Genomic DNA, 26746 nt, shown 5'->3' with positions numbered 1-26746 from the left:
GATCTGCGGTTTTTCCTGTCAGCGGCGAAGCCGCTGAGCAGCGACCACCAAAGCAACCGGACCACCCGCGGGTTCTCAGCGGCTTCCTCGCGAGGACAGCGATTTCGCCGTGTGCCGGACATACATCAGAAATCGCGGCCGCACCGAAAAGCGGGCAGCGAGGAAGCCGCTGAGGTTCCGCCACCTCAGTGCTACGCAAAACGAGCTGAGGGACAACAAGCGGTCAGATCAGCTGGACGTCGTCGATGAACCACTGGTCTCCTGAGTGCACCAGCGTCAGGCGCATCCGGGTGCGGTCGACCCGCGGTTCGGGGCTGTTGGTGTTGGTGATCGTCTGGTCGACGAACAGCAGCAGCACCGCGCGGTCCGTGCTCGATTCGGCGACGCCCGCGTGCAGCACCTCGCCCTTCGAGGTGGCCTGGTACTGCTGGATGAGTTGGGTGAGCCCGTCGCTGACCTCCTGGTACTGCCGCGCGAACGCGGGCGAGGAGTGCTGCGCGACGCGGTCGAAGTTCCCGGCCAGGTCCTGGTGGTCGTAGGTGGTCAGCGCCAGCGCGTACTCGCGACCCGCGGCGAGCGCGCCGGCGCGGGCGGCGTCCTCGGTGGCACGCCGGTGCAGCAGCCAGCCGGTGGTGGCGAGGCCGCCGAGCAGCAGCAGGACGACCGCGGCGGCGAGGACCGCCCGGCCGCCGGGCCGCCGTCGCCGCGCGGGTTCCGGGGTGCCGCTCGCCGCACCGGCCGCGGTGGTGTCCTCAGTGGACTCCACGATCGGCTCCGCAGCCGATTCCCCAGCCGATTCCACGGCGGGCTCCGCCGCGGAGCCCGCAGTCGACTCCGCGGTGGACTCCACGACGGGCTCCGCGTTGTGCTCCTGCATCCGTCCGGTCCCGTCCTGGCCGGTCGCCGTCTCGCCGCTCATCGCACTCCCTGGAACATGATCGAGGACCACGGCCGTGGTCCCAGCACCCCGCCGCCCGCGCTCGGCTCCGCGGTGGCGGGGGGGGGCGGCGCCCGCGGGGGGCCGCCGCCCGGGCGCGGGGGCGGGGGGGGGGGGGGGGGGGGGGGGGGGGGGGGGGGGCCCCCGGCGCGGGGGGCCGCACCGGCTCGGCGGCCGGTGTCCGGGGGCGCGGCGCGCTGTCGGCGCCGCGCTGTTCGAGGCCCGGCCCCGGCGCGCAGCTCCAGTCGAGCCGCGGTGCGCGCGGGGCGGTGTCGGTCGGGGGACGCCGTTCGGTGCCGTAGTAGCAGGCGGGCCCCTGGGCGGCGACGAGGTAGAAGTCGGCGACGTCGCCGTGCACGATGCTCGCCAGGTCGGACAGCCCCCGCGGCAGCGCGGTCATCGTCTCGCGCAGCGCGGGCAAGTGGGCGCCGAGCACTTCCCCGGTGGTGAGCAGGTTGCCGAGCAGCGCGCTCGCGTCCCGCTCGCCGCGCGCGAGCAGGTCGGCCGCGGCCCGGGTGGTGCCGGGCGCGGTCTCGGCGAGGTGGCGCAGCGCCGGTTCCTGCGCGCGCGCCTGGTCGGCCAGCTCCCGCACCGAGGCCGCGAGCTCGGGCAGCCCGTCGGCCTGGTCCAGCAGTGCGGGCCCCTGCTCGGCGAGGTTCGCCAGCTGCGGTTCCCGTTCCACCGCGAGCCGGGTGAGGTCGCGGGTGCCGTCCAGGATGCGCCGCAGCTGCGGGGCGGTGCCGTCGAGCTCGGCGGCGGCCTCGGACAGCACCCGCACGTCGTGCGGGTCGATGCTCTCGGCGAGGTCGGTGGCGCGCACCAGCAGGGTCTCCAGCGGCAGCGGGGTGCTGGTGCGCTCGGCGCCGATCACGTCGCCGTCGCGCAGGTACGGCGGGGCGCCGGTGCCGGGCCGCAGGTCGAGGTGCTGCACGGCCATCGGGGTGTCCATGCTGATCCGCGCGGTGGTGTCGGCCGGGACGCGGCTGCCCGGGTCCAGCAGCAGCCGCACCGTGACGCCGTCGCCGCCGGGGTCGAGCCGGACGGACTCGACGGTGCCGGTGCGCACGCCGCGGTAGGTGACCTGGGAGGAGGCGGCGAGGCCCGCCGCGTCCGGCATCCGCACCGCTACCCGCACGGGCGTGCCGAGGGCGCGCGGGCCGAGCGCGGTGTCGAGCACGAACGCGGCGCAGCCGAGCCCGATGACGAGGAACAGGACGAGCTGGATCAGCACGGCGCGGCTCATCGGGTGCCTCCGGTCAGCAGGTCGGCGGCGGATCCGGGCGGTACGAGCGCCGGCCCGGGCACCGGTGGCGGCCGCCCGGTCAGCAGCGGCAGCAGGCTGCCGGAGACGTCGAGGGTGCCGTCCAGGTTCAGGTAGTCGCCGGGGATGGCGCTGCCCAGCCGCTGCTGGAACGTGCGCAGCGAGGTGAGCGTGTCGGCGAGGTCGCCGTTGAACCAGGCCAGCGAGTCCAGCACCGGCCGCAGCGCGTCGAGCTGCGCGGCGAACGCGGGCCCGGCTTCGCGCACGATGCCGTCGCCGCTGCGGCCGAGTTCGGTGACACCGGTGAGCAGCCGGTCGAACCGCTCCCGCTGCCCCAGCAGCACGTCCACGGCCGGGGTGAGGTCGTGCAGCGCGGCCTCCAGCAGCGGGGTGTGCGCCGCGGTCTCGGCGGAGAGCCGGTGCAGCGAGTCGAGGGCGGTGTCGAACTCCGCGCGGTGCGAGTCCACTTCGGACAGCAGGGCGTCCAGCCGGTGCAGCAGGTCCCGCACCTCCGCTTCGCGCCCGCCGAGCGCGGTGTCGAGCTCGGTGACGATGGTGCGGGCCTGGTCGAGCCCGCTGCCGCCGAGCACGGTGCCGAGGGCGGCGAGGGTGTTCTCCAGGTCCGGGCCGCGGGCGGTGCGGTCCAGCGGGATGGTGGCGCCGTCGGCGAGCGGCTCGGTGGTGGCCGGTCGCGCGGGCGGTTCGAGCACCACGAACTGCTCGCCCAGCGCGGAGGTCAGCTCCAGGCGCGCGGCGGTGTCCGCGGGCAGCCGCAGCCCGGGCCGCAGCTCCAGCACCGCGACCGCGGTGAAGTCCTCGGTGGACAGCGCGCGCACCTGGCCGACGGTGTCCTGCCCGATCCGCACAGCGCCGCCGACGGGCAGCTCGGAGACGTCCTCGAACACGGCGGAGATCCGGGTTCCGCCGCTCCCCCCGGTCGGCAGCTCGTGCAGGCTCAGCCCGCAGCCGCCGGTCAGCAGCGCGACGCCCAGCAGCAGCGGCAACAGCCTGGCGGTGCTCATCGGCCACCTCCGGGCAGGGCGTGCAGCGGGTCCAGCTCCGGCGGGAACGGGATCGGGTTGACCAGGCCGGGCGCGGAGCACAGCGGCACCGGGATCCGCTCGCACAACCGGGCGGTGGCCGGGAACTGGTCGAGGGAGGTGGAGATGTTCAGCCGGATGCGCAGCCGTTCGTCGTCGGTGATGGCGCGGCTGAAGTTGCCGAACACCAGCGGCAGCTGGGTGAGCAGTTCGGCGAGCTGCTCGCGCTGCGCGGCGACCTGGCCGGTGGTGCCCGCGAGGTCGTGCACGCTGCCGGTGAGGTCGTCGCCGTGCTCGCGGACCAGCGCGTCGGCTTCGGCGAGCGCGCGGGTCAGCCTGCCGACGGTCTCGTCGAGGTGCAGCCGTTCGGCGTCGTAGTCCGCACCCGCCTGCCGCACCCCGGCCGCCAGTGATTCCACTGTGGACCGATGCGCGGACAGCGCGCGCACCAGCGAATCCAGGTTCCCGATCAGCGCCCCGATCCGCTCCCCGTCCCCCGCCAGCACCCCGGTGGCCCCGGCGAGCCGGTCGATCGCGCTGCGCAGCTTCGGCCCGTTGCCGTCGGCCGCCGTCGCCGCCCGGTGCAGCAGCGCACCGAGGTCGCCCTGCTCGTCGAGCCCGTCCGGACCGAGCGCGGTGAGCACGGTGTCCAGCGACGACATCAGTTCGTCCCAGCGGATCGGCGCGTGCGCGCGTGCGGCGGGGATCACGCCGTCGTCGGCGAGCCGGGGCCCACCGGTGTACCCGGGGCCGAGTTCGACGAACCGGTCGCTGATCAGCTGCGGGCTCAGCACGTAGGCGTGCGCGTCGGCGGGCACCGGCACGTCCGGGCGGATCCGCATCCGCACCCGCACCACCGGCCCGCGCGGCGACACGTCCTCGACGAGCCCGACCGGCACGCCCAGCACCTGCACCGCGCTGCCCGGGTAGATGCCGTCGACGGTGGCGAAGTCGGCGGACACGACGCGCGCCGGTTCGGGCCGCAGCAGCGCGTACCAGCCGCCGACCAGCAGCAGCGCGGCGGTGCAGCCGAGGGCGATCGCGCGGGTCGTCCGGCTCATCGGCACCCCTCCAGCAGTCCGGCCAGGCACAGCAGGTTGTCCGGCAGCGGCCCGGCGGGCCCGGCGACGTCGCCCCAGCTGCCGTTGCCGGTGGCGTTGGCCAGCGATCTTCCGGCGGGCCCGAGGGTGGCGATGGTGGTGGCGATGGCCTGCTCGTCGCGGTGCAGCGCGGCGGTGATCTCCCGCAGGTCGCCCAGCAACGGCCCGAGCTTGGCGGAGTTCGCGCCGAGGAACTCGTCGAGCCGGGCGCTGAGCGCGTCCACGTCGTCGATGAGCCGCAGCACCACGTCCCGGCGTTCGGTGAGGGTGCGCACGACCAGGTCGGCGTCGCCGAGCAGCCGCACCAGCACGTCCTGCTGGCGCACCAGCGCGTCGGTGGTGCCGCGCGCGCCGTCGAGGAGCGCGTCGAGCTGCTCGTCGTGCCGGTCGACGAGCGCCGCGGCCCCGGCGATCCCGTCCAGCGCGCGGCCCACCAGCTCCGGGTCGTCCGGCATCGCCTCGCCCGCGGTGCGCATCATCTCGCGCAGCGCACCCAGGTCCAGCTCCTCGGCGATGCCGGTGGCGGCGGCGCCGAGCTCGTCGAGGCTGTACGGCACCCGGGTGCGGTCGAGCGGGATCACCGCCCCGGCGTCGATCCGCCCCGCGCCGGCCGGTTCGACGGCCAGGTAGCGGGCGCCCATCACGGTCGCCAGCCGCACCGAGGCGGAGGTGGCGGTACCGAGCCGCTGCCCCGCGTCCAGCCGGAACACCACCCGCACCCGGTCCCCGGCGAGCTCCAGCCCGGTGACCCGGCCGGCGGGCACCCCGGCCACGTGCACCTGGGCGTCGGCGGTCAGCCCGGCGGCGTTGGCGAATTCGGCGGTGTACTCCCGGGTCCGCCACAGGAACGACAGCTGCGGCACCGCGATCACGCCGCCCAGCACGAGCAGCAGCACCAGGATGCCCGCCCCGCCGGTGACGAGCGGATCGTCCCGCCACGCCGATCGCCGCCTCATCGGCACACCTCCGAGTGCGGGCCGCCGCCGAGGTCGACCTGCGCCCCGGCGACCGACAACCGCAGGTTGCAGACGTAGATGTTGACCCAGCTGCCGTGGTCCAGCGTCCGGTTCAACCGGGTCACCAGCTCCGGCAGCCCCTGCACGGCGGTGTCGAACCGGTGCTGCTCGGCGACCCAGCCGCGGGACAGCTCGCCGAGCGCGTCCACGTCGCGGGTCAGGCCAGGGGTGATCCGGCCCATCGAGCCGCGCACCGAGTTCGCCAGTGCCCCGCCCGCGTCGAGGGCCCCGGCGATGCGCTCCCGGTCCGCGACGACCGCCGAGGCCAGGTCGCCGAGCCTGCCGATGAGCGCGTGCAGCTCGGCGCGGTGCTCGCCGGTGGTGTGCAGCACCGCGTTCAGGTTGCCCAGCACCTCGCCGACGACCTGGTCCCGCTCGGCGAGCCCGGCGGTCACCGACACCACCCGCTCCAGCAACCCGGTGAGGGTGCCGGCTTCGCCTTGGAACACCGCGATCAGCTGGTGCGCGAGGCGGTTCGCCTGCCGCGGGTCGAGCGCGTCGAACAGCGGCCGGAACCCGTTCATCAGCGCGGTGAGCTCCAAGGCGGGGCGGGTCCGCTCCAGCGGGATCGTGGCCCCGGCGGGGAGTTCCGGCCCGCCGCGCGCGGTGGAGTCGAGGGCCAGGTACCGGCCGCCGAGCAGGTCTGCGTAGCGGACGGCGGCGCGGGTGTCGGCGGGCAGCGGCTGCTCGGCGAGGACGTCGAAGTCCACCACGGCGGTCCCGTCCCGCAGCCGCACGCCGGTGACGGCGCCGACGCGGACCCCGGCGATGCGGACCTCGCTGCCCGTCCGCACGCCCTGGGCGTCGGTGAACTCGGCGCGGTAGGCGCGGGTGGCGCCACCCAGCGGGTGGTTCAGCGTGTTGACCACCAGCACCGCGCACAGCACGGCGACCAGGGCGAAGGCGGTGAACTTGGCGGCGGTGGCGGCGAGCCTCATGGCAGCACCACCTGCGTGCCGCGCAGCACCGGGCCTGCCAGCAGACCGACCAGCTCCGGCCCACCGTCCGATGTGGACTCGACGGGGAACGCCTCCCGCAGCGCGGCCTTCTCCGCGGCGGATCCGACCGGGCCGACCGCTCCCCCGGCCGCGGCCGGTGCCTGGCAGCCCGGCCCGTCCAGCCCCGGGTAGCGCGGGCAGTCCGCCGCGTCGTACGGGTACGGGTCGTCCAGCGTCACCGGCGCGCGGATCTGGAAGCGCCCGTCGACGAAGGTGCGGCTCGCGTTCGCGGTGAACTCCCGCAGCTCGTGCAGCGTCGCGGTGATCCCATCCGCGTTCCCGCCGAGCACCGCCGAGACCGGTTCCGCGGTGCGCACCACCCGCACGGCGCGCGCCCCGTTCTCGTCCAGGAACCGCTGCGACCGCTCGGTGAGCTCGGCGCCCGCGTCGAGCAGTTCGGTCAGGTTCTCCCGCTGCGCCACCACAGCCCGGGACAGCGCCACCGCGTCGTCGACGGTGGCCAGCAGGTCCGGGGCCGCGTCCGCGAGCTGGTCGGCGAGCCCCGCGACCTCGCCGATCCGGCCGGCGGTGCGGGCCGGGTCGATCCGCCCGGTCAGCTCGTGCAGCCCGTCGATCGTCTCGCCGAGCTCGGCGCCGCGGCCGCGCAGCGCGTCGGCCACGGTCCCCAGCGCCACCTGCAGCTCGGCGGGCCGCAGCGAGTCCAGCAGCGCGAACATCCGGGTGTAGGCCGCGTAGATGCGCACCGCCTCCGGCCCCGCGTCGGCTTCGACCCGGTCGCCCGCCGCCAGCCGGGGCCCGGTGGCGTCCGGCGCGGCGAGCTCCACGTACTGGTCGCCGAACAGCGTCTTCGGCAGCACTCGCACCCGCACCGCGGCCGGGACTGCGGCGAGCGCGGCGGGATCCATCCGCAGCACCAGCCGCGCACCGGCGGCGTCCGGCACCATCTCGGCGAGCTCGCCGACCACCACCCCGCGGTAGCGCACCGCGGACCCCTCCCGCACCGGTCCGGCCGCTGCGGGCACGCTCGCGTGCACCAGCGGCGCCTGCCGGAACGCCCCCGCACCACCGAGGACCGCGAGCACCACCGCGGCCAGCACCAGCAGCACCCCGCCGAGACCGCGCACCGCCAGCGCGCTCCGGCCCACCCCGCCGCGGGACAGGTCCACCATCAGCGCACCCCCAGCGCGGGGAGGCTGGGGCTCAGGCCCCAGAACAGCAGGGTCAGCACCATGTCGGTGAAGGTGATCGCCACGATGCTCGCCCGCAGCGCCCGCCCGGCGGCGCGGCCGACGCCTTCCGGGCCTCCGGTGGCGTAGTAGCCGTAGAAGCAGTGCACCAGCGTCACCACCATCGCGAACACCACCGCCTTCGCCAGCGACAGCGCCACGTCCGACGGGCTCAGCAGCAGCTGGAAGTAGAAGTCGTAGGTGCCCCCGGACTGCCCCTGCACCACGACCACCGCGCCCCGGGGCGCGAGGTAGGAGGCGAACAGGCCCACCAGGTACAGCGGGACCACCGAGATGAACGCCGCCGCCATCCGGGTGCTGACCAGGAACGGCAGCGAGCGCACCGCCATCGACTCCAGCGCGTCGATCTCGTCGGAGATCCGCATCGCGCCGAGCTGCGCGGTGAACCCGGTGCCGACCTTCGCCGCCAGCGCCACGCCCGCGACCAGCGGCGCCAGCTCCCGGGTGTTCACCATCGCCGACATCAGCCCGGACATCGGCGTCAGGCCGATCAGGTCGAGCCCCCGGTAGCCCTCCAGCCCCACCTGGGTGCTGGCCACGAAGGACATCGCGAAGATCACGCCGATGGTGCCGCCCCCGGCGAACAGCGACGCCGAGCCGAAGCTGATCTCCGCGACCTGCCGCGCCACGTGCCTGCGGTAGTGCACCAGCACCCGCGGCACCGCCAGCACGGCCCGGACGTGGAAGGTGGCCTGCACCCCGAACGCGACCAACAGGTCGCCCAGCCCGCGCCACCGCCGGACGGAACCGCGCCGCACCGCGCGGACCAGCGGACCGGCCATCAGAACTCGCCCTTCGGCGGGAGCAGCAGCGGGTGCAGCTCGGTGAGCACCGTGTTCGCCACGAACACCAGCACGAACGCCATCACCACGGCCTCGTTCACCGCGTCGCCGAGCCCGCTGGGGCCGCCGCGGGCGGTGAGCCCCTTGAACGCCGAGACCAGCGCGGCCAGCACCGCGAACACCCCGGCCTTCACCTCGGCGACCAGGAACCCGCCCGGGTCGGAGTAGGCGGTCAGCGTCGCGAGGAACCCGCCGGAGGAACCGCCGAGCAGCACGTGCACGAACAGCGTCGCGCCGATCCCGACGGCCATCACCACGCCGTTGAGCAGCACCGTCACCACGACCGCGGCGAGCACCCTGGGCACCACCAGCCGTTCCACCGTGGACAGGCCCATGACCTCCATGGCCTCGGTCTCCTCGCGCAGCTTGCGCGAGCCGAGGTCGGCGCAGATCGCCGAACCACCCACCCCGGAGATCATCAGCGCGCACACCAGCGGCGCGGCCTGGCCCACCACCACGAACGCGACCACCGCGCCCGCGTAGCCCTCGGCGCCGAGCTGCCCGGCCAGCGAACCGATGTTCACCGCCACCAGCACGCCTAACGGGATCGTCATCAGCACCGCGGGCAGCGCGCTCACCGCGGCGAGGAACCAGCACTGCTCCAGGCATTCCCGCCAGGCCAGCCGCCGGCCCAGCACCGCCCGCACCCCGGCGCGCGCGGTGCGCGCGGCGAACACCACCAGCAGACCCGCCTGCGCGGCCGCGTCCGCGACCGGCCCCCGGGCGGGCGGTGTCTCCAGGGCCATCGTCGGCTCCCTCCGCAGTGCGTCGCACCACTAGAACGAGTGTTGCGTAGCATGCGTTACGGAACAAGTGTTTCGTCTTCCTGGGGAGGAACCGCCGTGGCCAAGAGGATCCGCGACCCGAAGGCGCGCGAGCACATCGTGGCGGCGGCGCGGCGGCTGCTCGCCGAGCGCGGTCTCACCGCCACCACCGTGCGCGCGGTGGCCGCCGAGGCCGAGGTCTCCACCGGCTCGGTCACGCACTACTTCGAGGACAAGGCCGAGCTGATCGGCGCGGCCCTGCGGTTCAACGGCGCGATCGCCGCGGAGCGCGTCGTGGCGGCCGTCGGCGACCGGCGCGGGCTGGACGCGGTGCAGCGCGCCACCCAGGGACTGCTGCCGGTGGACGAGGAACGGCTCACCTGCTGGCGGGTGTGGCTGGCGCTGTGGTCGCACCAGCCGGACGACCCGGCGGGCGGTTTCGGCGCGGGCTACCAGGTGTGGCGTTCGCTGCTGCGCCGCCACCTCACCGAGGCGGTGGCCGACGGGGAACTGCCCGACGGCCTGGACCTGCCGCACGAGATCAGCGTGCTGGGCACCCTGGTGGTCGGCACCGGTCTGCTGGCGGGTTCGGACCTGTCCACCCGCGACCAGCTGCGCAGGCGGGCGCGGCGCATCTTCAACGAGCACTTCGCCCGGCTGGCGCAGCAGAACTCCGCCGTCTGACGCGGGACCTACCGGCGCCGCACCGGGCGCACGCCGCGCGGCCTGCGCACCGGCTCGGGCTCCGCGGGGGCCTCGCCGGAGCGGTCCTGCCCGATCTCGTCGGCGAGCTCCTCGTCGTCGCCGTCCTCCCGCCGGGCGGACCCGCCGTCGTCGTCCGCGGATCCGTCGTCGTCCGCGGACTCGCCCTGCTCCTGCGCCACGGCGTCCTCGTGGCTGCGGACCACCTCGCCGTCCCGGATCTCGCCGCGCCAGCCCTCGACCTCGTCCTGCTCCAGCACGGTGCGCGTCATCAGGTGCCGCTGCACGTGCTTGAAGTCCGAGCGCGCCCGGCGGCCCTGCGCCCGCCACAGGTTCGCCGTCTTCTCGAAGAAACCCTGCGGGTGGTACTCGAGGACGAGCAGGATGCGGGTCAGCGTCGGGCCGAGCTCGTGGAAGGTCACCGTGCCGTCCACCGACCCCTTCGACCCGGTCGAGTGCCACACGATCCGGCTGTCGGGCACCTGCTCCTGGATGGTGGAGCGCCAGCTGCGGTGCGACAGGAAGATCTGCGCCCGCCAGTCGAGCTCCTCGTCGGACTCCTGCTGGACGCTCTCGACCTTGCAGGTGAAGCTCGGGAAGTCCTCGAAGCGGGTCCACTGGTCGTAGGCCACCCGCAGCGGCAGGCCGACGTCGCACTGCTCGACGATGTTGACGACCTTCGCCGAGCTGCCGCCGCCACCGCCGCCGCCGGAGCCTCCCCCACCCGCCGAGTCCCCACCGGCCGCGCCGGAGATCCCGCCGCCGGTGACCGCCGCCAGCAGGCCGGAGCCACCGCCCTCGTCGTCCCGCGCGTAGTCGGTGAGCCTGCCGACGAGTCCTTCCGCCCGTTCGCCGAGCCCGGACACCGCGCGCTCCGCGAGCGCCGACAGCAGGTCGCGCACCGCGTCGCGCAGCAATTCCCACGGAAGTCCGCGCGCGGCACCGCCGCCGGAGTCGTCCCGCTGCTCAGCCATCGTCCTCACCTCGCGTCGAGCGGTCGCCGCCGCGCCGCGGCGAGGGACGGCCGGCCGGGCGGGCGCCGCGCGAACGGGGTCCCGGACGGCTGCGGGCGGGGTCCTCGCCGCGCGGGCGCCGACCCGCCTCCGCCGGTTCCGCCGGGGCTTCGTCTTCGAGGTCCGCCGCGCCCTCTCCCCGCAGTCCGGCGGCCCGTTCGGTCAGCGCGTCGCCCCAGGAGTCGATCCGCCGGGACGCCGCGGCGCCGGCCGCGGTCTTGGCCGCGTCGACCAGCCGCGCCCGCAGGTCACCGGTGAGCGCTTCCGACCCGCTGACCGAGCTCAGGCCCTGCTTGAGCAGTTCGGTGGGATCGGTGGGCAACTTCTTGCCCGCCAGCAGACCGCCGACCACGATCGCCAGCTTCATCTTCCGCGTGCGGCCCAGCAGGTAGCCGACGGCCACCGCGGCTGCGATGCGAGATTTCATGGTGGACCTCCCAGCGACAGGCGACCGCGGATGCTCCGCCGCCGGATGCCGGTCGAGGGCGTCGAGATGCTCGGAGTGCACGCCGGTCCGCTCGGGAGCGACGGGTGCTGCCGCCCACGCTACGCCCCGGGACCTGCGACGACAGGGTCGACCGGACCTGCCGCCGGAGCGTCGGGATCAGCTGCCGGCGTGGAAGGTGAACCGGACCTTGCCCACCCAGATCTCGTCGCCATCGGCGAGCACCGCCCGATCCACCACCTGCCGGTTCAGGTAGGTGCCGTTGAGCGACCCGGCGTCCTGGATGGCGAAGTTCTCGCCGTCGCGGCGGATCTCGGTGTGGTAGCGCGACACGGTCACGTCGCCGAGCACGATGTCGCAGTCACGGTGCCTGCCGAGGACCGTGGTGTCCCGCTCCAGCGGGAACACCGCGCCCTGGTCCGGGCCGCGGGAGATCACCAGCGCCGCCACCCCCGTGCGGGGGCGCGGCGGTGCCACCGCGGCGGAACCCGCTTCGTCGGCTCGCGGTGCGGGAACGCCGACGGCGCGCTCGTCCTGCTGGGTCGGAACCGCTTCCCGGGCTGCCGGGGCCTCGGTACCGGGGCGGTAGGTGCCGAACGGGGATCGGATCATCGTAGTTCTCCTTGCGCGGACCACTCAGCTCGTGCATTTCCCACTGTGGCCCCGGATCCCCGGGCCGCGACCGGGCCCTAGGTCCCGAACCCGTCGTGTCCTCCGGCACACGGCGTCACCGGCCGACCCCGCACCGCGTCCGGCCGGGTGACCCACCGCACCGGGATCGGCACTCCGCGCCACTCCCACCGGTTCACCGGAGGTGCGTCCGGCGCAGCGGACCGTTCACCGGCGAGCCGCTCGGAGCCCGGCGCCCGCGACCCCGGGACAGGGAAAAGGGGGCCGGTCTGCCGCCCCGACCACGGCAGACCGGCCCCCGCCGGCGTTCCCCGCTGAAGTACCGCCTCGTCCGGCCCTAAGCGGGGTGCGCCTCGCTCACGTGCAGCGGGGTCCCCTGCATGCACGTGGTGGGCGCGCCGGGGTCCGGCCGGCCGCGCACCACCAGGTGCGCACCGGGTTTCACCACCGACGGATCGCCGCCGACCAGCAGGTACGGCGAACGGCCTTGACCGGGGAGCAGGAAGCAGCGCGGCTCCACGCCCGCCTGCACCCGGCCGGTCACGGTGATCTGCTCGGCACCGGGATCGGCGATCGCGGGCGCGGCCGCCCCCGCCATGCCCAGCACGGACACGAGCAGCATCCCTGTCGTTACCCACCGCGACGTCGTCATGGCGCCCATTGCACAAGGAACTCCCCGGGATCGCCACTCGAAGGCCCCGCAGAAGTTAAACCGAGCGCTCGCTCTACTATTCCGGTCATGACGTCGCACTCTCCCCCGGTTCCCGGGAAGGCCGCGGTCGCGGTCGAGCCCGCGTGGCTGCGCTACGGATCCGCGATCGGCCTGCCGGTGGTGGGCGGTGCGCTCGGCTGGCTGCTGGCGCTCGCGGCGGACTGGATCGCCGGCCTGCCGTGGGCGCCGTTCCAGGGGGTGTTCGAGCTGGTGTCCTCGCTGCCGCAACCGCACGGCACGCTGGGCGTCGCCGGGCTCGGCGTGCTCGCCGGACTCGGGTTCCTGTCGCTGATGATCGGCGACCGGCTCCGGGTCTCGGTGTCCGCGGAGCAGATCGAGCTGCGCCGCGGGCTGCGCGACGTCTCCACCGTGCCCGGCTCGCGCGTGTCGGCGGCGCTGCTCGACCACGGCGCGCTGGTGCTGCTGGACGCGGTGGGCGACGAACCGGCCAGGGCCCGCACCGACATCACCGCGGGCGCGCTGCGCACCGCGTTCCGCGCGCACGGCTACCGGTGGCTCGACGCCGATCCGCACGCGGGCGAGTTCGAGCTGTGGGTCCCGGACACGCCGGAGGTCGGCCCGCGCGCCGACGCACTGCTCCGGGCCCGCGCCCACGCGCGGAAGAAGGGCCACCACGCCGAGACCGACAAGTTGCGCGACGCGCTGGTCCGCGCCGGATACCTGGTGCGCGACGAGAAGAAGCAGCAGTACTGGCGGAAGCGTCCGCAGCGGGACGAGGACTGATGCGCACCGTCGACCCGGTCCGCTACGCCGCCCGCCGCCGGAACATCGTCGAGGCGGCGGGCGGCTGCTTCGCGCGCAAGGGCTTCGACCGCACCACGACCGCGGACATCTGCGCGGCGGCGGGGATCAGCTCCGGCAGCCTGTTCCACTACTTCCCGAACAAGCGCGCGGTGTTCCTGGCGATCTTCGAGCAGGACGGCCGGGACAACGCCGAGCAGCTGGCGCTCGCCGTGGCCGACGCGGACCCGTGGGCGGGGCTGCTCGGGCTGGTCGACCACCTGGTGCGCCCGCTGGCCGATCCGGACTCGGCGGGGCTGGTGGTGGAGCTGATCGCGCAGGCCGGGCGGGACCCGGAGCTGGCCGAGCTGGTCGTGGGCAACGACCGCGAGCTGCGCGCGGGCATCGCGGCCCTGCTGTCCCGGGCGGCGGAGCAGGGCCGGATCGACGACCAGGTCGATCCCGCGCAGGCCGCGCACTGGGTGCTGGGCCTGACCGACGCGCTGTTCTCCCGGGCCGGGATCGACCGCGACTTCGACCCGCTGGCCGAACTCCCCACGCTCCGGACCATCCTCGCCCGCTACCTCGGCGCGGCGGAACGGATCGGCTGATCCTCCCGGCGGCGAAGCCGCCGAGGGCGCCGGCGGTGCGATGAACTCGCGGCTCGAACCCGGTCGCGGCGATCCGCGGCCGTGATCCTGCGGCCCGCAGCGTCCACGGACGGCCCGGCGATCACCGGCATCGGCGCGCGGGGTTGCACATGCCGCAGCGGCATGTGGTCCGGTGGAACCACGTCCCGAATCCCGCGGAAAGGTCCCTGCACCATGCATTCGTCGTTCACCCCGCCCCGCCAGGTCAAGATCGGCGACGCGGCGGCCTTCGCCGGCACCACGCCGCGGGCGATCCGCCACTACCACGAGATCGGCCTGCTGCCCGAGCCGGAGCGGGGCGGCGACGACCGCCGCCGCTACGGCTACGAGGACATGATCCGCCTGCTGTGGATCCGCAAGATGGCCGACGCGGGGATCGCCCTGGACGACATCCGCGACGCCTTCGCCACGGGCGCGGAGGACTCCGCCGGTGCGGACGGCGGGGAGGGGATCGCGGACGTCCTGGAGCAGCTGGCGGGGACCCTCGCCGCGCAGGAGGCGGAGCTGCGGCGGCAACGGGCCGCCGTGCAGCGGATGCGCGCCGAAGGCAGCCGGCTGGGCCTGCTCTCCGACTTCGTCACCGAACGGCTGGCGGGCCTGCCCGAGGACTCCCTTCGCCAGGAGGACCTGGACGCGCTGCTGGTCACCGAGCGGATCTTCGGCCCGCTCGGCGCTGCCGTCCAGGCCACCCGCTTCCTCGCGCTGGCCGCGGATCCCGCGCTGCGGGAGGCCTCCGACCGCGTCGACGCCGCCGAGGAGGCGTTGGACGACGGGGTCGCCGTCGACGATCCGCGGGTGGCCCGGGTGGCCGCCGAGCGGCACGCCTTCGAGAACGCCCTGCAGGCCGCCATCGAGGAATCCGGCCTGGACGAGGACGAGGACGCCCTCTTCGACACCTGGGACGCCGAACATCCGGCAGACGAAGGCGAGGACGAGGACTCCACCGGCACCCCGACCCCCACGAGCGCGCTCGAAGCCATGGGCAAGATGCCCTACGACTTCTCCCCCGCCCGCCTCCGCTGCGCAGAACTCGCCACAGCCCTAGCCACCCAGAACTCCCCAACGCCCTGACCGCCAGGTCTTGCCCGTCCTGTCAGCGGCGAAGCCGCTGAGCAGCGACCACGTACGCAGCCGGACCACCCGCGGGTTCTCAGTGGGCCCCTCGCGAGGACAGCGTTTTCTCATGTGGCGGAGCCACCTGTGAAAACGATCCCGCAGCGAGGGGCCCGCTGAGGTTCCGCCACCCCACCACCAATGCAAGGTGACGCCGGGAAGATCACCCCTCGAAGAGCCGACCTCGGTGGACCTTGTGCTGGGCTGCTTGGGCGAGGGGCCGCAGCACCAGCTGGTCGATGTTGACGTGCAGCGGCTGCGCCACCGCCATCGCGATGACCCCGGCGACGTCCTCGGCGGTCAGCGGCCGGTCCACGTCGGCGTACACGGCGGCGGCCTTGTCGGAGTCGCCCCGGAAGCGGTTGAGGGAGAACTCGTCGGTGTGCACCATGCCGGGCTGGATCTCGATGACCCGCACCGGCTGCCCGGCGAGCTCCAGCCGCAGCGTCTCGGTGAGCGCGTGCTGCCCGTGCTTGGCGGCGCTGTACCCGGCCCCGCCCTCGTAGTTGACGAAGGCGGCGGTGGAGGTGAGGTTGACGATGGTGCCGCCACCCCCGGCGCGCAGCAGCGGCAGCAGCGCCTGCGTGACGTGCAGGGTGCCGAGCACGTTGACCTCGTACATGCGCTGCCAGTCCGCGGGGTCGCCGCCCTCGACGGAGTCGGATCCCCAGGCGCCGCCCGCGTTGTTGAGCAGCACGTCGCAGGCGTCGAGCTCCGCGGCGAAGGTGGCCACCGAGTCCCGGTCGGTGACGTCGAGCGGCAGCGCGCGGCCACCGATCTCCTCGGCGAGCGCGGCCAGGCGGTCCTGCCTGCGCGCGGCCACCACGACGTGGAACCCGTCGGCGGCCAGGCGGCGGGCGGTCGCCGCGCCGATCCCGCTGCTGGCTCCGGTCACCACGGCGGTCTGCATCACACGATCTCCCCTGCTCGAAGCCGATCTCGGACCAACCCTAGGAAACGGCGCCGCGCGGTGGCACAGCGGGCCTCGGGGTCCGATTCTTCCCAATGACCCACTTCCGCGCTCCCGGTCGGCTACCGTGAGTAGCGTCCCGACCATCCACGGCGAGTTCCGCGCACCACCCGCCGTCGACCTACGCGAGGTGAGGCCGGCCGTGCTCTACGGCATCGACATCTCCCACCACCAGGGCGCGTTCGACCTGGGCCGCACGCGGGCCGAAGGGTTCGACTTCGCCTTCCTGAAAGCGACCGAGGGGAGTTCCTTCGTCGACAGCAGGTTCGGCGCCAACCTCGCCAACGCGCGGGCCGCCGGGCTGCTCACCGCCGCCTACCACTACCAGCGCGCCGACTCGAGCGCCGCTTCCCAGGCCGGGCACATCATCAACACGGTGCCCGCCGACGTCCCGGTGATCCTGGACGTGGAGGACGGCGGGGGCGGCGCCGACCTGACGCGCGACATCATCGGCCGGTTGCTGGCCGCCGGGTACCGGTCGCCGCTGCTGTACCTGCCGCGCTGGTACTGGGAGCAGATCGGGTCGCCGTCGCTGGCCGGGCTACCACCGCTGTGGTACTCGCGCTACGCCAGCAACGAGGGCGGCTACGCCAGCGAGATCTACGAGCGGTACCGGGACTTCTACGACGCGCAGTGGGGCGGCTACGGCGGCCTCGGCGTCGCGGTGCTGCAGTTCACCAGTTCCGCCACCGTCGCCGGGCACCGGCCCGTCGACGCGAACGCGTTCCGCGGCACCCGCGAAGAGCTCGCGGGGCTGCTCAGCTCAGCTAACCCGGAGGACGACTTGACTCCTGAACAGGCGCAGAAGCTCAACGAGATCCACCACGAGCTGTTCGGTCCGCGCGGACCGCAGGGCCAGATCGTGGGGTGGGGAACCGAAGCGGGCAACCACACCGCCATCGGGCTGCTGGTGCACATGTTCAACGCGCTGCTGGGCCCGCGACCGTCGCGGGTCCCCGGCGCCGAGCACATCCAGGTGCCCGCGGTGGACGCGATCCGGGACACCAACGGGGTGGTGTACCAGCTCCCGGCGATGATCAACGCCGGTGCCACGGGTGATCCGCAGGCGGTGGCGGAGGCGTTGCGCCCGGTGGTCTCGGAGGTCGCGGGTCCGGCGATCCGCGAGTCGGTGACCGAGGTGTTCGGGGCGGACGACCCGGCCCGCACCGAGGCGCTGGTGCTGGCGATCTCCACCAAGCTCGCCGCCCGGCAGGCCGCGCCGCAGCAGATCCCGGCGCAGGGCCCGCCGCCGCAGGCCCCGGCCCAGCAGCCCCCGGCGCAGTGATCTCCGCGCCGCGCCCGTCGGGTGGCGCGGCGGCGAGAACGACGACGGCCCACCTCCCCGATACCCGGGGTGGTGGGCCGTTCGCCGTGCCCGAGCCCTACTCGTCGTCGTCACCCGAGTCGAGCGGCCGGATGTCGTTGCGGTCGTCCGAGCTCGGCACGTCCCCGGGCAGCGACACCGTGCGCGGCAGGAGTCCCGGGGTCCAGTCGCCCCAGTGCGTCTCCTCGTGCACCTGCATCGCGGATTCCGCGGGCAGCGCGCCCGGCTCGTACGGGTCCACCGCGTACAGCGAACCCCAGTCCCGGTAGAGGTCGTTCTTCAGGTACGTCGGCAGTTCCCGCATGCTGGCGGCCACGTTGAGCCAGCCGAACGGCCCGCCCGCGTCCGGCGAGGACCAGCCCTGGCCGGTGGCCCGCACGGTCTCCCCACCCGCGACCCGGAACCGCGGCATCTCGGCGATGCCGTGGTGCAGCCCGGAGATCTGCAGGCACGGGTGCACCAGGGTGGCGGGCCACTCCACGTAGGCGGGGCTGTCGCCGACCACGTCGGTCATGTTCGTCAGCTGCGGGGCGCGCGGGGCGCTGACCGCCTGCCAGCCGCGCGGGGACACCGACTGGTCGACGGCGACGACGCGCATCTTCGTGGTGCCCTGGGCATCACCGTCCACGACGAGCCGGTGGTCCCGCCAGGCCGGGCCACCCGCCTGCAGCAGGTAGCGCCGGGCGGTGATCTGGAAGCCCTGCGGGGTGTCCTTGCCGAACTCGACGGCCAGCGAGTTCGCGCCGCCTTCGATCCCGGCCATGGCGAGCACGATCGGCACCTCGCCGGTCGCCGCGCGCTCCGGCACGTCGTACCACTGGGTGCGCAGCTCGCCGGTGCCCTTCGGCGTGTAGCTGCCCCAGACGGGGGCGTTGTCCCCGCCGAACTGGTACGGCGGCCGCCACTCGTCGGCGGCGGTCCCGCCCTGCGCGGCGGGGGTGCCGTCCCGGGTGAACCCGGTGAGCTTCGCCCCGAGGTACTCCTCCGGGGTCTCCTCCCCTTCGAGCCGCTTCGACGGCACCGGCACGTCCGGGGAGAACGCGGGCGCCGGGTTCGTCGGCTGGTCCCGGGAGACCTTGAGCATCCCGGCCTGCGGGTTGGTCTCCACGTACACGTAATCGGAGAGCCCGCAGCTGCCGCCGGGGGTGAGCTGCTTGATGTTGTCGGCGCCCATGCTGTAGCCACCTTCGCGCTCCTGGATCGCCTTCCCGAACGCGGCGAGCTCGCCGAGGATGAGCAGCGCGCAGATCAGCGACAGCGGCGCCGTGCCGAGCCGCAGCGCCCGGCTGCGGTGCTCCACCCCGTTCTCCGGGGCGAGGCTGCGGTCGCCGCGCACGTGCTCCACGAGCGCGACGACGGCGGCGATGGCGGCGACGGACAGCAGGATGGTGCTGGCGTTGCGCCCGTCGACCGCGGGCGGCATGTCGTACCAGGGCACGCCCCAGCCGGAGACGTACCACCAGGCGTTCGGCCCGGTCGCGGAGAACGCGGAGATCACCATCAGCCCGGAGAAGAACGCGGCCCGGTTCCGCCGGGAGCGCAGCACGGTGGTGCTGGTGGCGAGCGCGGTGAGCGCGGCGACGGCCCCGCCGACGGCGGCGAAGATCCCGAAGTGGTGGGTGTGCTTGGTCTGGGTGAGCGCCAGGGCCACGAACGACATGGCCGCGACCGCCAGCAGCCGCCTGCTCGGCCCGAGCGCGGCACCGCGGATCCGGTTGCGCCGCAGCAGCACGACCGCGCAGGTCGCCAGGCACAGCATCACCAGCAACACCGGGAACCGCCGCGTGAGCGAACCGTCCGGGATCTGGCTGAACAGCATGTTGTAGCGGTTGAGCTCCTGGTACCACTTCTCGCTGGGCCCCAGGTCGATCTTCAGCTCGGTCGCGTCCATGATCGACTGCCAGGTCTGGTCCCAGATCAGCCAGGTCAGGATCACGAAGCCGGACGCGGAGATCGGGGCCAGCACCGGCAGCCAGCCGAACTCCCGCGCGCGCCGCCACACCAGCTTGATCAGCGGTTTGAGGCCGGCGATGAACGGCAGCACCGCGACGATGCCGTGCGGTCCGGCGCCGACGGCGAGCGCGGCCAGCACCAGGCCGAGCGCGGCGGGCAGCAGCCTGCTGGTCGCGATGGCGCGCTCCACGGCGCACAGCGCGAGCAGCGAGAACACCACGATGACCGGCTCGGAGCGCAGCCCGTTGTTGTAGGGCAGCCAGAACGCGAGGAACACCGCGGCGGCGGCCCACCCGGCGGCGTTGCTGCGCCGCACCTGCTGGCCGAGCCGCGGCAGCACCTCGCGGCTGATCAGCAGCCAGCTCGCGCAGCCCATCAGCAGCGCGGGCAGCCGCACCCACGGGATCGCGGTGGAGACCTGCACCCACAGCGCGTAGACCTCGTAGAACCAGCCCCACGGCGCTTCGGGGTTGGCGAACCAGCGGTAGTAGTTGCTGACGTACCCGGCGGATTCGCGCGCCCGCGCGATGGCCATGGTGTAGCCGTCGTCGGAGCTCATCGCCCCGATCAGCCACCAGATGCCGAGCGAGCCGAGCACCGCCACGTCCCGCGCGGTCGGCTTCCACCACCCGGGCTGCACCCAGCGCGGGGGGCGGCGCCCGGCGCGGGCGTCCAGCCGTCGCAGGCAGAGCACGGCGCCGATGAACGACAGGATCGCCAGCGCGCTCACGACGATCTTCAGCGCGGTCGGCGAGCTCTCGAAGCGGTTGTCCACGCGGGCTTCGAAGCGCAGTCCGGCGACGTCGTCGGCGCGGGCGTTGAGGTCGGAGTAGATGCCGGTGACCTGCGGCCGGTGGTCACCGGCGATGTTGGTGAGCCAGCGGTCCTCGCCGAACCCGGCCTTGAACCCGATGGCGTCGTTGTGCAGCGCGAGCGTGCAGTCCCCGTCGGGGATGGCCATCGTGTTGACCTGCCGCCCCTTCGACAGCAGGGTGATCCGCCCCTGGTCGACGGTCAGGCTCATCCCGGTGAGCCTGCCGTTGTCGGAGTTCGGCGGGTTGGTGCTCAGCAGGTTCGCCGGACCGTCGGTGCGCGCGTCGAGGCTGCGGGCGGCGACGCAGGGGATGTCGGCGTCCAGCCACACCGGCGCGAAGGTGGTCAGCGGAGCGGCGACCGAGGTGGTGCCGCTGGCGGTGGGCCAGCGCAGCGTGGTGATGTCGTGGTGCACCGGCAGGAACGGGACGGAGAGGGACAGCACCGTGCCGAGCACGCCGAGCACCGTCGCGAGCAGCTTCAGCCGTCGGAGGCGCCGATCGGGGCGCGGCCGAGCCGGTTCCGCGGACGGCGCGGATTCCGCCTCCGCGTGATCGGTGTCGTCTTTCTCCGCATTGAGCACGCCCCGGAGAATAGCGGTCGTGGTCATCACGACGACGCAGCATCAACGTCCGTGTTGGGGTCGCCACACCGGTTAACGACACGGCTGAGGGAATGAGCGGCGGAACTCAGGTTCCTCTCAGTGTTCTGTGATCCTTCGGTTATCGAAGGGAGGCCGAACGTCCAGTTCAGACGGTCAGCGGGCCGGTACCTGCGGTGGTGGCCGGTGATCCCGCGGCGCGGAGAATCCGGCGGTTCCACCGGTGTCGCTCGATCGGGTTGTTCCAGCGGAAATCCGGATTCGGATGAGTTCGTCATCGAGTTCCGCGCCGCTAATCGCATTCCCGGTCGCGCGGTTCGACGAGCTCGACCGGCGGCGCGGATTGTGCTCGACGCACCGGATCCGGGACGCGGTGCGGGTTCCCGGGACCTGGCGCGGCGCGGCGCTCAGCGAGGTCCCGGTACCAGCCGCGGCGGGCGGTGGCAGCTCAGCCGCGGCGGTTCGGCCGTCCAGCGCTCGACCTGCACCCGGGTCTGCTGCCCGGAGCAGCCCTGCGACAGCGGCGAGGTCGGGCGATCCGCGGTGAGCACGTTCGGGTTGCCGTGCACGCACCACGATCCGCCGGGCTGCGCCGGATCGTCCACCGGGTCGTACCAGGCGCCGGTGGCGAGCACCGCGACCCCGGGGGACACCTCGTCGCTGATCAGCGCCCCGGCGAGGCAGGCACCGCGCTCGTTGAACACCCGGACCACCACGCCCGTGGTGATGCCGCGGGCCGCCGCGTCGTCCGGGTGCAGCCGCACCGGTTCCCGCCCCTCGATCTTCGCGGCGCGGCTGACCGCGCCGACATCGCCCTGGCCGTGCAGCCGGTTCCGCGGCTGGTGCGCGATCAGCCGCAGCGGGAACCGGTCGTCGGCGAGACCGTCGGACGGTTCGAGCCACACCGGGTGGCCGGGCAGCCCGGCCGCCGCGATGGACGCGGGGCACAGCTCGATGCGCCCGCTCGGGGTGGGCAGCGGGCTGCCTGCCGGATCGGCGCGGAACTCGGCGAGCGGGGTGGTGCGCGGCGGCACGGGCAGTTCGAGCTCCCCCGCGTCCCAGAACTCCGCGAACGGCGGTACCCGGTGGCCGTCCGCGGCCAGCCGCTCGCGCCACCGCTCGTAGAGGTGCACCAGCCACTCCCGCGTCCCGCGGCCGGCGGTGAACTCGGCGCGGACGCCGAGGCGGGCGGCGAGCTCGGCGAACACCGCGTGGTCGTCGCGCGCCTCCCGGAACGGCTCCAGCACCCGGCGCATCGCGATCAGGTGCGTGTCCCGCCGCCCCGCGCCGATGTCCTCCCGTTCGAGGGTCGTGGTGACCGGCAGCACCACGTCGGCGTGCCGGGCGGTGGCCGTCCAGTGCGGCTCGTGCACGACCACCGTGTCCGGCCGGGCGAAGGCGCGGCGCAGCCGGTTGAGGTCCTGGTGGTGGTGGAACGGGTTGCCCCCGGCCCAGTACACGGCCCGCACGTCCGGGTAGCGGTACCGGCCGCCGTCGTAGTCGAACTCGTCGCCGGGGTGCAGCAGCAGGTCGGCGATGCGGGCGACCGGGATGAACTCCGGCACCGGATTGGTGCCCTGCGGCAGCGTGGGCAGCGGCAGCAGCGGGCCGGTGTCGCCGACATCGCCGATGGAACCGTAGCCGTGCCCGAACCCGCCGCCGGGCAGGCCGATGCCGCCGAGCATCGCCGCCAGCACCAGCCCCGCCCACACCGGCTGTTCACCGTGCTCGCTGCGCTGCAACGACCAGCTCACCGAGACCAGGGTGCGCCCGGCCGCCATCCGGCGGGCGAGGGCGCGGATGTCCGCGGCGGGCATCCCGCACAGCGCGCTCGCCCAGTCCGCGTCGCGTTCCGGTCCCGGGCCGCCGCGCAGGTAGCGGGCGAACTCGTCGAAGCCGGTGGTGCAGCGGTCCAGGAACTCCGCGTCGTGCAGGCCCTCGACGAGCAGCGTGTGCGCGAGCCCCAGCATCAGCGCCACGTCGGTCGCCGGACGCACCCGGATCCACTCGGTGCGCCGGCCCGGCGGCACGTCGGTGGCCAGCGGCGAGATCACGGCCAGTTCGGGCCCGTCCCAGTCGGCGAGCACCGCCGAGCCGACGTGCCGGGTCACCCCGCCCGGGGTGACGGAGGCGTTCTTCGGCGCCAGCCCGCCGAACGCCACCACCAGGTCGGTGCGCCGCCGGATCACGTCCCACCCGTCGGCGCCGCGCAGCAGCGGATCCGCGTCCCCCACCAGATGCGGCAGCAGCACCGCGGAGGTGCCGAAGCTGTAGGTCCCCCGCGAGGACGTGTAGCCGCCGGTCGCGTTGAGGAACCGGTGCAGCTGGCTCTGCGCGTGGTGGAACCGGCCCGCGCTCGCCCAGCCGTAGGAGCCGCCGAACACGGCCCGGTCGCCGTGCCGCTCGCGGACGCGGCGGAGTTCGGCGGCGACCAGGTCGAGCGCGGTGTCCCAGCCGACCTCGACGAACTCCTCCCGGCCGCGCCCGCTCGACGGGCCGGGCCCGTGCTCCAGCCAGCCGCGCCGGACCGCGGGCCGCGCGATCCGCGTCTCGTGCCGGGCGGTGCCGGGGACGTTGCCGAGCAGCGCGGACGGGGCCGGGTCGGCGGGGTGCGGCGCCACTTCCAGCTCGCCGTCCGCGCGGCGGCGCGCCAGGTAGGCGCCCCAGTGCGAAGTCGTGCCCAGCCACGTCATGCCGACCAACATAGGCGGGCCCGGCTCGCTGCGGGCGCCGCGGTGCCGGCCCTGCGGGGCGGTGCCCGCGCGGGAATCGCGGTCAGCCCTGGTAGAGGGCGTCCAGGTGCTCCTGGTTGTGCTTGACCACCACCGCGCGGCGGAGTTTGCGGGTCGGGGTGAGCTCGCCGCCGTCCTCGGTCCACTCGGTCGGCGCGAACTCCCAGCCGCGGACCTGCTCGATCCGCGCGAGCCGGGTGTTCGCCACCGCGACCGCGGCGTCGATCTCCGCGCGCAGCTTCGGATCCCCCAGCAGTTCCGCGCGCGGGGCGTTGCCGGGCAGCTCGTTCGCCACGGCCCACTCGCGCAGCGCCTCGACGTCCGGCGCCAGCAGCGCCACCAGGTACGGCCTGCCGTCGCCGTGCACCAGGGCCTGCTCGATCAGCGGGTGCTCCACCAGCAGCGACTCCACCACCACCGGGCTGATGTTCTTGCCCCCGGCGGTGATGATGATCTCCTTCTGCCGCCCGGTGATCCGCAACGTCCCGTCCGGGTCCAGCGAGCCGAGGTCACCGGTGCGCAGGAAACCGTCCATGGTGAACAGTTCGCGATCCTCCTCGGGCAGGTTGCGGTACCCGGAGGTGCACAGCGGGCCGCGCACCAGCACCTCCCCTTCGCGGGTCAGCCGCAGTTCCACCCCGGGCATCGGGGTGCCGACGGTGCCGGGCCTGCGCGGCGAACCCGCGTGGTGCATCACCGCGGCCCCGCAGGTCTCGGACAGGCCGTACACCCCGGTGAGCCCCATGCCGAGCCCGGCGAAGAACCGCTCCAGGCCCGGCGGCAGTGGGGCCGCACCGACCGCGCGCACCGCGCACCGGTCCAGCCCCAGCGCCACCGGGATGCGGTGCAGCACCGCGCGGTGCGCCAGCCGCGCCAGCAGCTTCTCCGCGGCGGTGGAGTCCGGTTCGGCACCGGTCAGCGCCGCGCGCAACGCCCAGCCGCCGAGCTTGCCGCGCACCCCGTCCTGCTCGGCGAGCCGGTTCTCGATGCCGGTGCGCAACCGGTCCCACACCTGCGGGACGCCGAACAGGATCGTCGGGCGCACCTGCGCGAGCCGTTGCGGCAACTGCTTGATCTCGGGGCAGAAGTGCGTCTCCCCGCCGCAGCGCAGCGGCAGGTACACCGACAGCACCCGTTCGGCGATGTGCGCCAGCGGCAGGTACGACAGGCTCACCACCTGCTCGGGCAGCCCGGCGGCCCGCACCAGCGCCTCCACCTCGTAGAGCAGCGCGCGGTGGCTGAGCTCCACGCCCTTGGACGGGCCGGTGGTGCCGGAGGTGTAGATCAGCACCGCGATGTCGTGCGGGTCGGGCCCCCGTTCCTCCTGCGCGTCCGGGTCGGCGGGCAGGAATTCGCCGTCGTCGATGGACTCCCCCAGTTCCAGCAGCTCGTCCCAGCTCATGATCCGGCCGGCGAATCCGTGCGGCCGCGCGTCGCCTACCTCGCCGAGGGTGATGACCACGCCGAGTTCGGTCGGCTCCCCCAGCACGGGCAACCAGCGGCGCCACGCGTCCTCGCCTTCGACGACGGCGACCTTCGCGCCGGAGTCCACCACGACGTGCCGGATCTGCTCGGGCGCCAGCGTCGCGTACAGCGTGGTGGTGGTCGCGCCGAGCGTCGCCGCGCCCAGGTCGGCCAGGATGTGCTCCGGCCGGTTGCTCGCCATCAGCCCCACCACATCACCGGGTAGCACGCCGAGGGAACGCAGCGCGGCGGCGATGCTCAACGCCCGCCCGTGCACCTGGGACCAGGTCCAGCTCTGCTCGGCGGTGGCGAACGCGAGCGCGTCCGGGCTGGTCCGCGCGATGTCCGCGAGCAGTCCGGGGACCGTGCGTCCGGCGATGGCCGCCTCGATCTCCGCTCGTTCGGCTTCGACCTCGGTCGCGGTCATGCTCTTCCTCCACCTGGCGTAGGAGTGTCGTCCGTCACGATCACGTTAGGCCGGAACGGGGTGGGGGCTATGACCTCCGCGGTCACGTGATTGATACTTCCGGACATGCCGCATCGTCGCGACGTAGATCACAACACCGGCCCGTCCCCCGCGGCGGCCGTTCCCGACCCGGTCGTGCAGGACTGGGACTTCCCCCGGAGCTCGATCAGCGCCCTGCTGCTCACCAGGTTCGCCGGCGAGCACTCCGTGCCCGCGGACGTGGTGCTCGCCGGAACCGGGCTCACCGAACCGGAACTGGAGGATCCGGACCTGTCCGTCGACGCCCACCAAGAGCTGCGGATCGTGCGGAACCTGGTGCGCGCGCTGCCGGACGTGCCGGACCTCGGCATGCGCGCCGGATTGCAGTACCACCTCACCGCCTACGGCATCCTCGGCTTCGCGTTCATCAGCAGTCCCACCGTGCAGGACGGCATGGCGGTGGCACTGCGGTACCTGGAGCTGAGCTTCGCGTTCTGCATCCCGCGGGTCCGCTTCGCCGGTGACGAGCTGCACGTCGAGCTGGACGCGGCGGCGATCCCGGCGGACGTGCGGAACTTCCTCATCGCGCGCGACCTGTCCGCGATCCACACCATCATGGTGGAGCTGCTGCCCGCCCCGATCCCGGTGCAGCGCATCGAGTTGAGCCTGCCGGAGCAGCCGAACACCGCGGAGCTGGGCGAATTCTTCGGCGTGGTGCCGAAGTTCGGCCAGCCGCATGACGTGATCGTGCTCGACCCGGCGTTCCTGGGACGCCCGCTGCCGCAGGCCAACGAGCAGACCCTGGCGATGTGCGAGGCGCAGTGCCGCGACCTGCTCGCGGGCCGCCGGGAGCGCACCGGGTTCGCCAAGCAGGTGCGGGACCAGATGCTCGGCCCCGACGGGGTGCGGCTGGGCATGGAGGACGTGGCGCGCAAGCTGCACACCACCGCGCGCACCCTGCACCGCAAGCTCAACGCGGAGGGCACCAGCTTCCAGTCGGTGCGCGACGAGGTCCGCGCCGCGCTGGCCGAGGGGATGCTGCGCGACGGGGCGCTGTCGGTGGACGACATCGCGATCCGCCTCGGCTACGCGGAGGCGGCCAGCTTCATCCACGCCTTCAAGCGCTGGACCGGGACCACGCCGATGAGCTACGCGCGGCGGCGCGGCGCGGACCGGTGATCCGGGAACCCGGCCCCGGGGGGGGGGGGCCCCCCCCCCGCCCGCGGCCCCCCCCCCGGGGCCCCGCCCCCCCCGCCCCCCCCCCCGCCCGCG

Annotated in this window: 23 protein-coding genes; 6 read left to right on the top strand and 17 right to left on the bottom strand. The window is 74.1% G+C overall.

Going from position 1 to position 26746, the window contains the following annotated elements; all coding sequences use genetic code 11:
- Positions 1–223: 223 nt before the first annotated feature.
- Genes LCD35_RS30595 through LCD35_RS26030 form a run of 9 tightly spaced genes read right to left on the bottom strand, consistent with a single transcriptional unit; the run spans position 224 to position 9148 of the window.
- Entirely contained in the window at positions 224–766 is a 543-nt protein-coding gene (locus LCD35_RS30595) for a VirB8/TrbF family protein (protein WP_225045111.1), read from the bottom strand.
- A complete protein-coding gene (locus tag LCD35_RS26065; protein ID WP_225045110.1) occupies positions 753–2180 on the bottom strand; it encodes an MlaD family protein in 1428 nt (475 codons plus the stop codon). The genes LCD35_RS30595 and LCD35_RS26065 overlap by 14 nt, the downstream gene beginning before the upstream one ends.
- Positions 2177–3220 (bottom strand): MCE family protein, encoded by a 1044-nt coding sequence (locus LCD35_RS26060; RefSeq protein ID WP_224969018.1) that lies wholly within the window; start codon positions 3218–3220, stop codon positions 2177–2179. Before LCD35_RS26060 ends, LCD35_RS26065 begins: the two co-directional genes overlap by 4 nt.
- Positions 3217–4299 carry an MCE family protein gene (locus LCD35_RS26055; RefSeq protein ID WP_225045109.1) on the bottom strand — a complete coding sequence of 361 codons (1083 nt, stop codon included), beginning with the start codon at positions 4297–4299 and terminating at the stop codon, positions 3217–3219. Before LCD35_RS26055 ends, LCD35_RS26060 begins: the two co-directional genes overlap by 4 nt.
- The gene (locus LCD35_RS26050; RefSeq protein ID WP_224966809.1) at positions 4296–5294 is read right to left on the bottom strand and encodes an MCE family protein; all 999 of its coding nucleotides are present in this window, start codon (positions 5292–5294) and stop codon (positions 4296–4298) included. The genes LCD35_RS26055 and LCD35_RS26050 overlap by 4 nt, the downstream gene beginning before the upstream one ends.
- Positions 5291–6292, bottom strand: coding sequence for an MCE family protein (locus tag LCD35_RS26045; protein WP_224955637.1), 1002 nt, complete (start codon positions 6290–6292; stop codon positions 5291–5293). Before LCD35_RS26045 ends, LCD35_RS26050 begins: the two co-directional genes overlap by 4 nt.
- Positions 6289–7482: an MCE family protein gene (locus tag LCD35_RS26040; protein WP_225045108.1), complete on the bottom strand. Its 1194-nt coding sequence runs from the start codon at positions 7480–7482 to the stop codon at positions 6289–6291. The genes LCD35_RS26045 and LCD35_RS26040 overlap by 4 nt, the downstream gene beginning before the upstream one ends.
- A complete protein-coding gene (locus LCD35_RS26035; RefSeq protein ID WP_225045107.1) occupies positions 7482–8342 on the bottom strand; it encodes an ABC transporter permease in 861 nt (286 codons plus the stop codon). Before LCD35_RS26035 ends, LCD35_RS26040 begins: the two co-directional genes overlap by 1 nt.
- A complete protein-coding gene (locus LCD35_RS26030) occupies positions 8342–9148 on the bottom strand; it encodes an ABC transporter permease (RefSeq protein WP_224955640.1) in 807 nt (268 codons plus the stop codon). Before LCD35_RS26030 ends, LCD35_RS26035 begins: the two co-directional genes overlap by 1 nt.
- Before the next feature lie 96 nt (positions 9149–9244).
- On the opposite strand from LCD35_RS26030, the gene LCD35_RS26025 reads away from it, so the two are divergent.
- The gene (locus LCD35_RS26025; RefSeq protein ID WP_224955641.1) at positions 9245–9850 is read left to right on the top strand and encodes a TetR/AcrR family transcriptional regulator; all 606 of its coding nucleotides are present in this window, start codon (positions 9245–9247) and stop codon (positions 9848–9850) included.
- An 8-nt stretch (positions 9851–9858) separates the two neighbouring features.
- Here the strand turns inward: LCD35_RS26025 and LCD35_RS26020 are convergent, their stop codons facing one another.
- The 4 genes from LCD35_RS26020 to LCD35_RS26005 form a co-directional block, all read right to left on the bottom strand.
- Positions 9859–10842 carry an SRPBCC family protein gene (locus LCD35_RS26020; RefSeq protein ID WP_225045106.1) on the bottom strand — a complete coding sequence of 328 codons (984 nt, stop codon included), beginning with the start codon at positions 10840–10842 and terminating at the stop codon, positions 9859–9861.
- Positions 10835–11308, bottom strand: coding sequence for a hypothetical protein (locus tag LCD35_RS26015; RefSeq protein ID WP_224966813.1), 474 nt, complete (start codon positions 11306–11308; stop codon positions 10835–10837). The genes LCD35_RS26020 and LCD35_RS26015 overlap by 8 nt, the downstream gene beginning before the upstream one ends.
- A 177-nt stretch (positions 11309–11485) precedes the next feature.
- Positions 11486–11938: an FHA domain-containing protein gene (locus LCD35_RS26010; RefSeq protein ID WP_224955644.1), complete on the bottom strand. Its 453-nt coding sequence runs from the start codon at positions 11936–11938 to the stop codon at positions 11486–11488.
- A 355-nt stretch (positions 11939–12293) separates the two neighbouring features.
- A complete protein-coding gene (locus tag LCD35_RS26005; RefSeq protein WP_224966814.1) occupies positions 12294–12578 on the bottom strand; it encodes a hypothetical protein in 285 nt (94 codons plus the stop codon).
- A 117-nt stretch (positions 12579–12695) separates the two neighbouring features.
- Here LCD35_RS26005 and LCD35_RS26000 point away from each other — a divergent pair, with 117 nt between their 5' ends.
- From LCD35_RS26000 to LCD35_RS25990, 3 genes are all read left to right on the top strand, one after another.
- Positions 12696–13412, top strand: a complete 717-nt coding sequence (locus LCD35_RS26000; protein WP_224966815.1) for a hypothetical protein — start codon at positions 12696–12698, stop codon at positions 13410–13412.
- On the top strand, positions 13412–14020 hold the full coding sequence (locus tag LCD35_RS25995; RefSeq protein WP_224966816.1) for a TetR/AcrR family transcriptional regulator: 609 nt from the start codon (positions 13412–13414) through the stop codon (positions 14018–14020). The genes LCD35_RS26000 and LCD35_RS25995 overlap by 1 nt, the downstream gene beginning before the upstream one ends.
- Before the next feature lie 213 nt (positions 14021–14233).
- Positions 14234–15130 (top strand): MerR family transcriptional regulator, encoded by an 897-nt coding sequence (locus LCD35_RS25990; RefSeq protein WP_224966817.1) that lies wholly within the window; start codon positions 14234–14236, stop codon positions 15128–15130.
- A gap of 205 nt (positions 15131–15335) precedes the next feature.
- On the opposite strand, the gene LCD35_RS25985 is transcribed toward LCD35_RS25990, so the two are convergent.
- Positions 15336–16082, bottom strand: a complete 747-nt coding sequence (locus LCD35_RS25985) for an SDR family oxidoreductase (protein WP_224966818.1) — start codon at positions 16080–16082, stop codon at positions 15336–15338.
- Positions 16083–16284: 202 nt separating this feature from the next.
- Here LCD35_RS25985 and LCD35_RS25980 point away from each other — a divergent pair, with 202 nt between their 5' ends.
- Positions 16285–17427 carry a glycoside hydrolase family 25 protein gene (locus tag LCD35_RS25980; protein WP_224966819.1) on the top strand — a complete coding sequence of 381 codons (1143 nt, stop codon included), beginning with the start codon at positions 16285–16287 and terminating at the stop codon, positions 17425–17427.
- Between the two features lie 97 nt (positions 17428–17524).
- Here LCD35_RS25980 and LCD35_RS25975 read toward each other — a convergent pair whose 3' ends face one another.
- From LCD35_RS25975 to LCD35_RS25965, 3 genes are all read right to left on the bottom strand, one after another.
- Positions 17525–20815, bottom strand: a complete 3291-nt coding sequence (locus LCD35_RS25975) for an arabinosyltransferase domain-containing protein (RefSeq protein ID WP_374108136.1) — start codon at positions 20813–20815, stop codon at positions 17525–17527.
- 425 nt (positions 20816–21240) lie between these two features.
- Entirely contained in the window at positions 21241–23526 is a 2286-nt protein-coding gene (locus tag LCD35_RS25970; protein ID WP_224966820.1) for a molybdopterin-dependent oxidoreductase, read from the bottom strand.
- Between the two features lie 82 nt (positions 23527–23608).
- Positions 23609–25456 carry a long-chain fatty acid--CoA ligase gene (locus LCD35_RS25965; RefSeq protein ID WP_225045105.1) on the bottom strand — a complete coding sequence of 616 codons (1848 nt, stop codon included), beginning with the start codon at positions 25454–25456 and terminating at the stop codon, positions 23609–23611.
- Between the two features lie 105 nt (positions 25457–25561).
- Between LCD35_RS25965 and LCD35_RS25960 the strand changes: the two genes are divergently transcribed.
- Positions 25562–26653 (top strand): AraC family transcriptional regulator, encoded by a 1092-nt coding sequence (locus tag LCD35_RS25960; RefSeq protein ID WP_224955652.1) that lies wholly within the window; start codon positions 25562–25564, stop codon positions 26651–26653.
- Positions 26654–26746: the final 93 nt, after the last annotated feature.

Origin of the sequence: Saccharopolyspora sp. 6V (genome assembly GCF_020176785.1) — a bacterium.
Lineage (GTDB): Bacteria > Actinomycetota > Actinomycetes > Mycobacteriales > Pseudonocardiaceae > Saccharopolyspora_C > Saccharopolyspora_C gregorii.
The sequence above is the reverse complement of the archived record's forward strand: the minus strand, read 5'-3'. Positions and strand labels throughout refer to the sequence as shown.

Excerpts from the sequence above, each read along its gene's own strand:
- LCD35_RS26065 (WP_225045110.1), bottom strand. The coding sequence starts at position 2,180 with ATGAGCCGCGCCGTGCTGATCCAGCTCGTCCTGTTCCTCGTCATCGGG.
- LCD35_RS26060 (WP_224969018.1), bottom strand. The coding sequence starts at position 3,220 with ATGAGCACCGCCAGGCTGTTGCCGCTGCTGCTGGGCGTCGCGCTGCTG.
- LCD35_RS26055 (WP_225045109.1), bottom strand. The coding sequence starts at position 4,299 with ATGAGCCGGACGACCCGCGCGATCGCCCTCGGCTGCACCGCCGCGCTG.
- LCD35_RS26050 (WP_224966809.1), bottom strand. The coding sequence starts at position 5,294 with ATGAGGCGGCGATCGGCGTGGCGGGACGATCCGCTCGTCACCGGCGGG.
- LCD35_RS26045 (WP_224955637.1), bottom strand. The coding sequence starts at position 6,292 with ATGAGGCTCGCCGCCACCGCCGCCAAGTTCACCGCCTTCGCCCTGGTC.
- LCD35_RS26040 (WP_225045108.1), bottom strand. The coding sequence starts at position 7,482 with ATGGTGGACCTGTCCCGCGGCGGGGTGGGCCGGAGCGCGCTGGCGGTG.
- LCD35_RS26035 (WP_225045107.1), bottom strand. The coding sequence starts at position 8,342 with ATGGCCGGTCCGCTGGTCCGCGCGGTGCGGCGCGGTTCCGTCCGGCGG.
- LCD35_RS26030 (WP_224955640.1), bottom strand. The coding sequence starts at position 9,148 with ATGGCCCTGGAGACACCGCCCGCCCGGGGGCCGGTCGCGGACGCGGCC.
- LCD35_RS26020 (WP_225045106.1), bottom strand. The coding sequence starts at position 10,842 with ATGGCTGAGCAGCGGGACGACTCCGGCGGCGGTGCCGCGCGCGGACTT.
- LCD35_RS26015 (WP_224966813.1), bottom strand. The coding sequence starts at position 11,308 with ATGAAATCTCGCATCGCAGCCGCGGTGGCCGTCGGCTACCTGCTGGGC.
- LCD35_RS26010 (WP_224955644.1), bottom strand. The coding sequence starts at position 11,938 with ATGATCCGATCCCCGTTCGGCACCTACCGCCCCGGTACCGAGGCCCCG.
- LCD35_RS26005 (WP_224966814.1), bottom strand. The coding sequence starts at position 12,578 with ATGCTGCTCGTGTCCGTGCTGGGCATGGCGGGGGCGGCCGCGCCCGCG.
- LCD35_RS26000 (WP_224966815.1), top strand. The coding sequence starts at position 12,696 with ATGACGTCGCACTCTCCCCCGGTTCCCGGGAAGGCCGCGGTCGCGGTC.
- LCD35_RS25995 (WP_224966816.1), top strand. The coding sequence starts at position 13,412 with ATGCGCACCGTCGACCCGGTCCGCTACGCCGCCCGCCGCCGGAACATC.
- LCD35_RS25990 (WP_224966817.1), top strand. The coding sequence starts at position 14,234 with ATGCATTCGTCGTTCACCCCGCCCCGCCAGGTCAAGATCGGCGACGCG.
- LCD35_RS25985 (WP_224966818.1), bottom strand. The coding sequence starts at position 16,082 with ATGCAGACCGCCGTGGTGACCGGAGCCAGCAGCGGGATCGGCGCGGCG.
- LCD35_RS25970 (WP_224966820.1), bottom strand. The coding sequence starts at position 23,526 with ATGACGTGGCTGGGCACGACTTCGCACTGGGGCGCCTACCTGGCGCGC.
- LCD35_RS25965 (WP_225045105.1), bottom strand. The coding sequence starts at position 25,456 with ATGACCGCGACCGAGGTCGAAGCCGAACGAGCGGAGATCGAGGCGGCC.
- LCD35_RS25960 (WP_224955652.1), top strand. The coding sequence starts at position 25,562 with ATGCCGCATCGTCGCGACGTAGATCACAACACCGGCCCGTCCCCCGCG.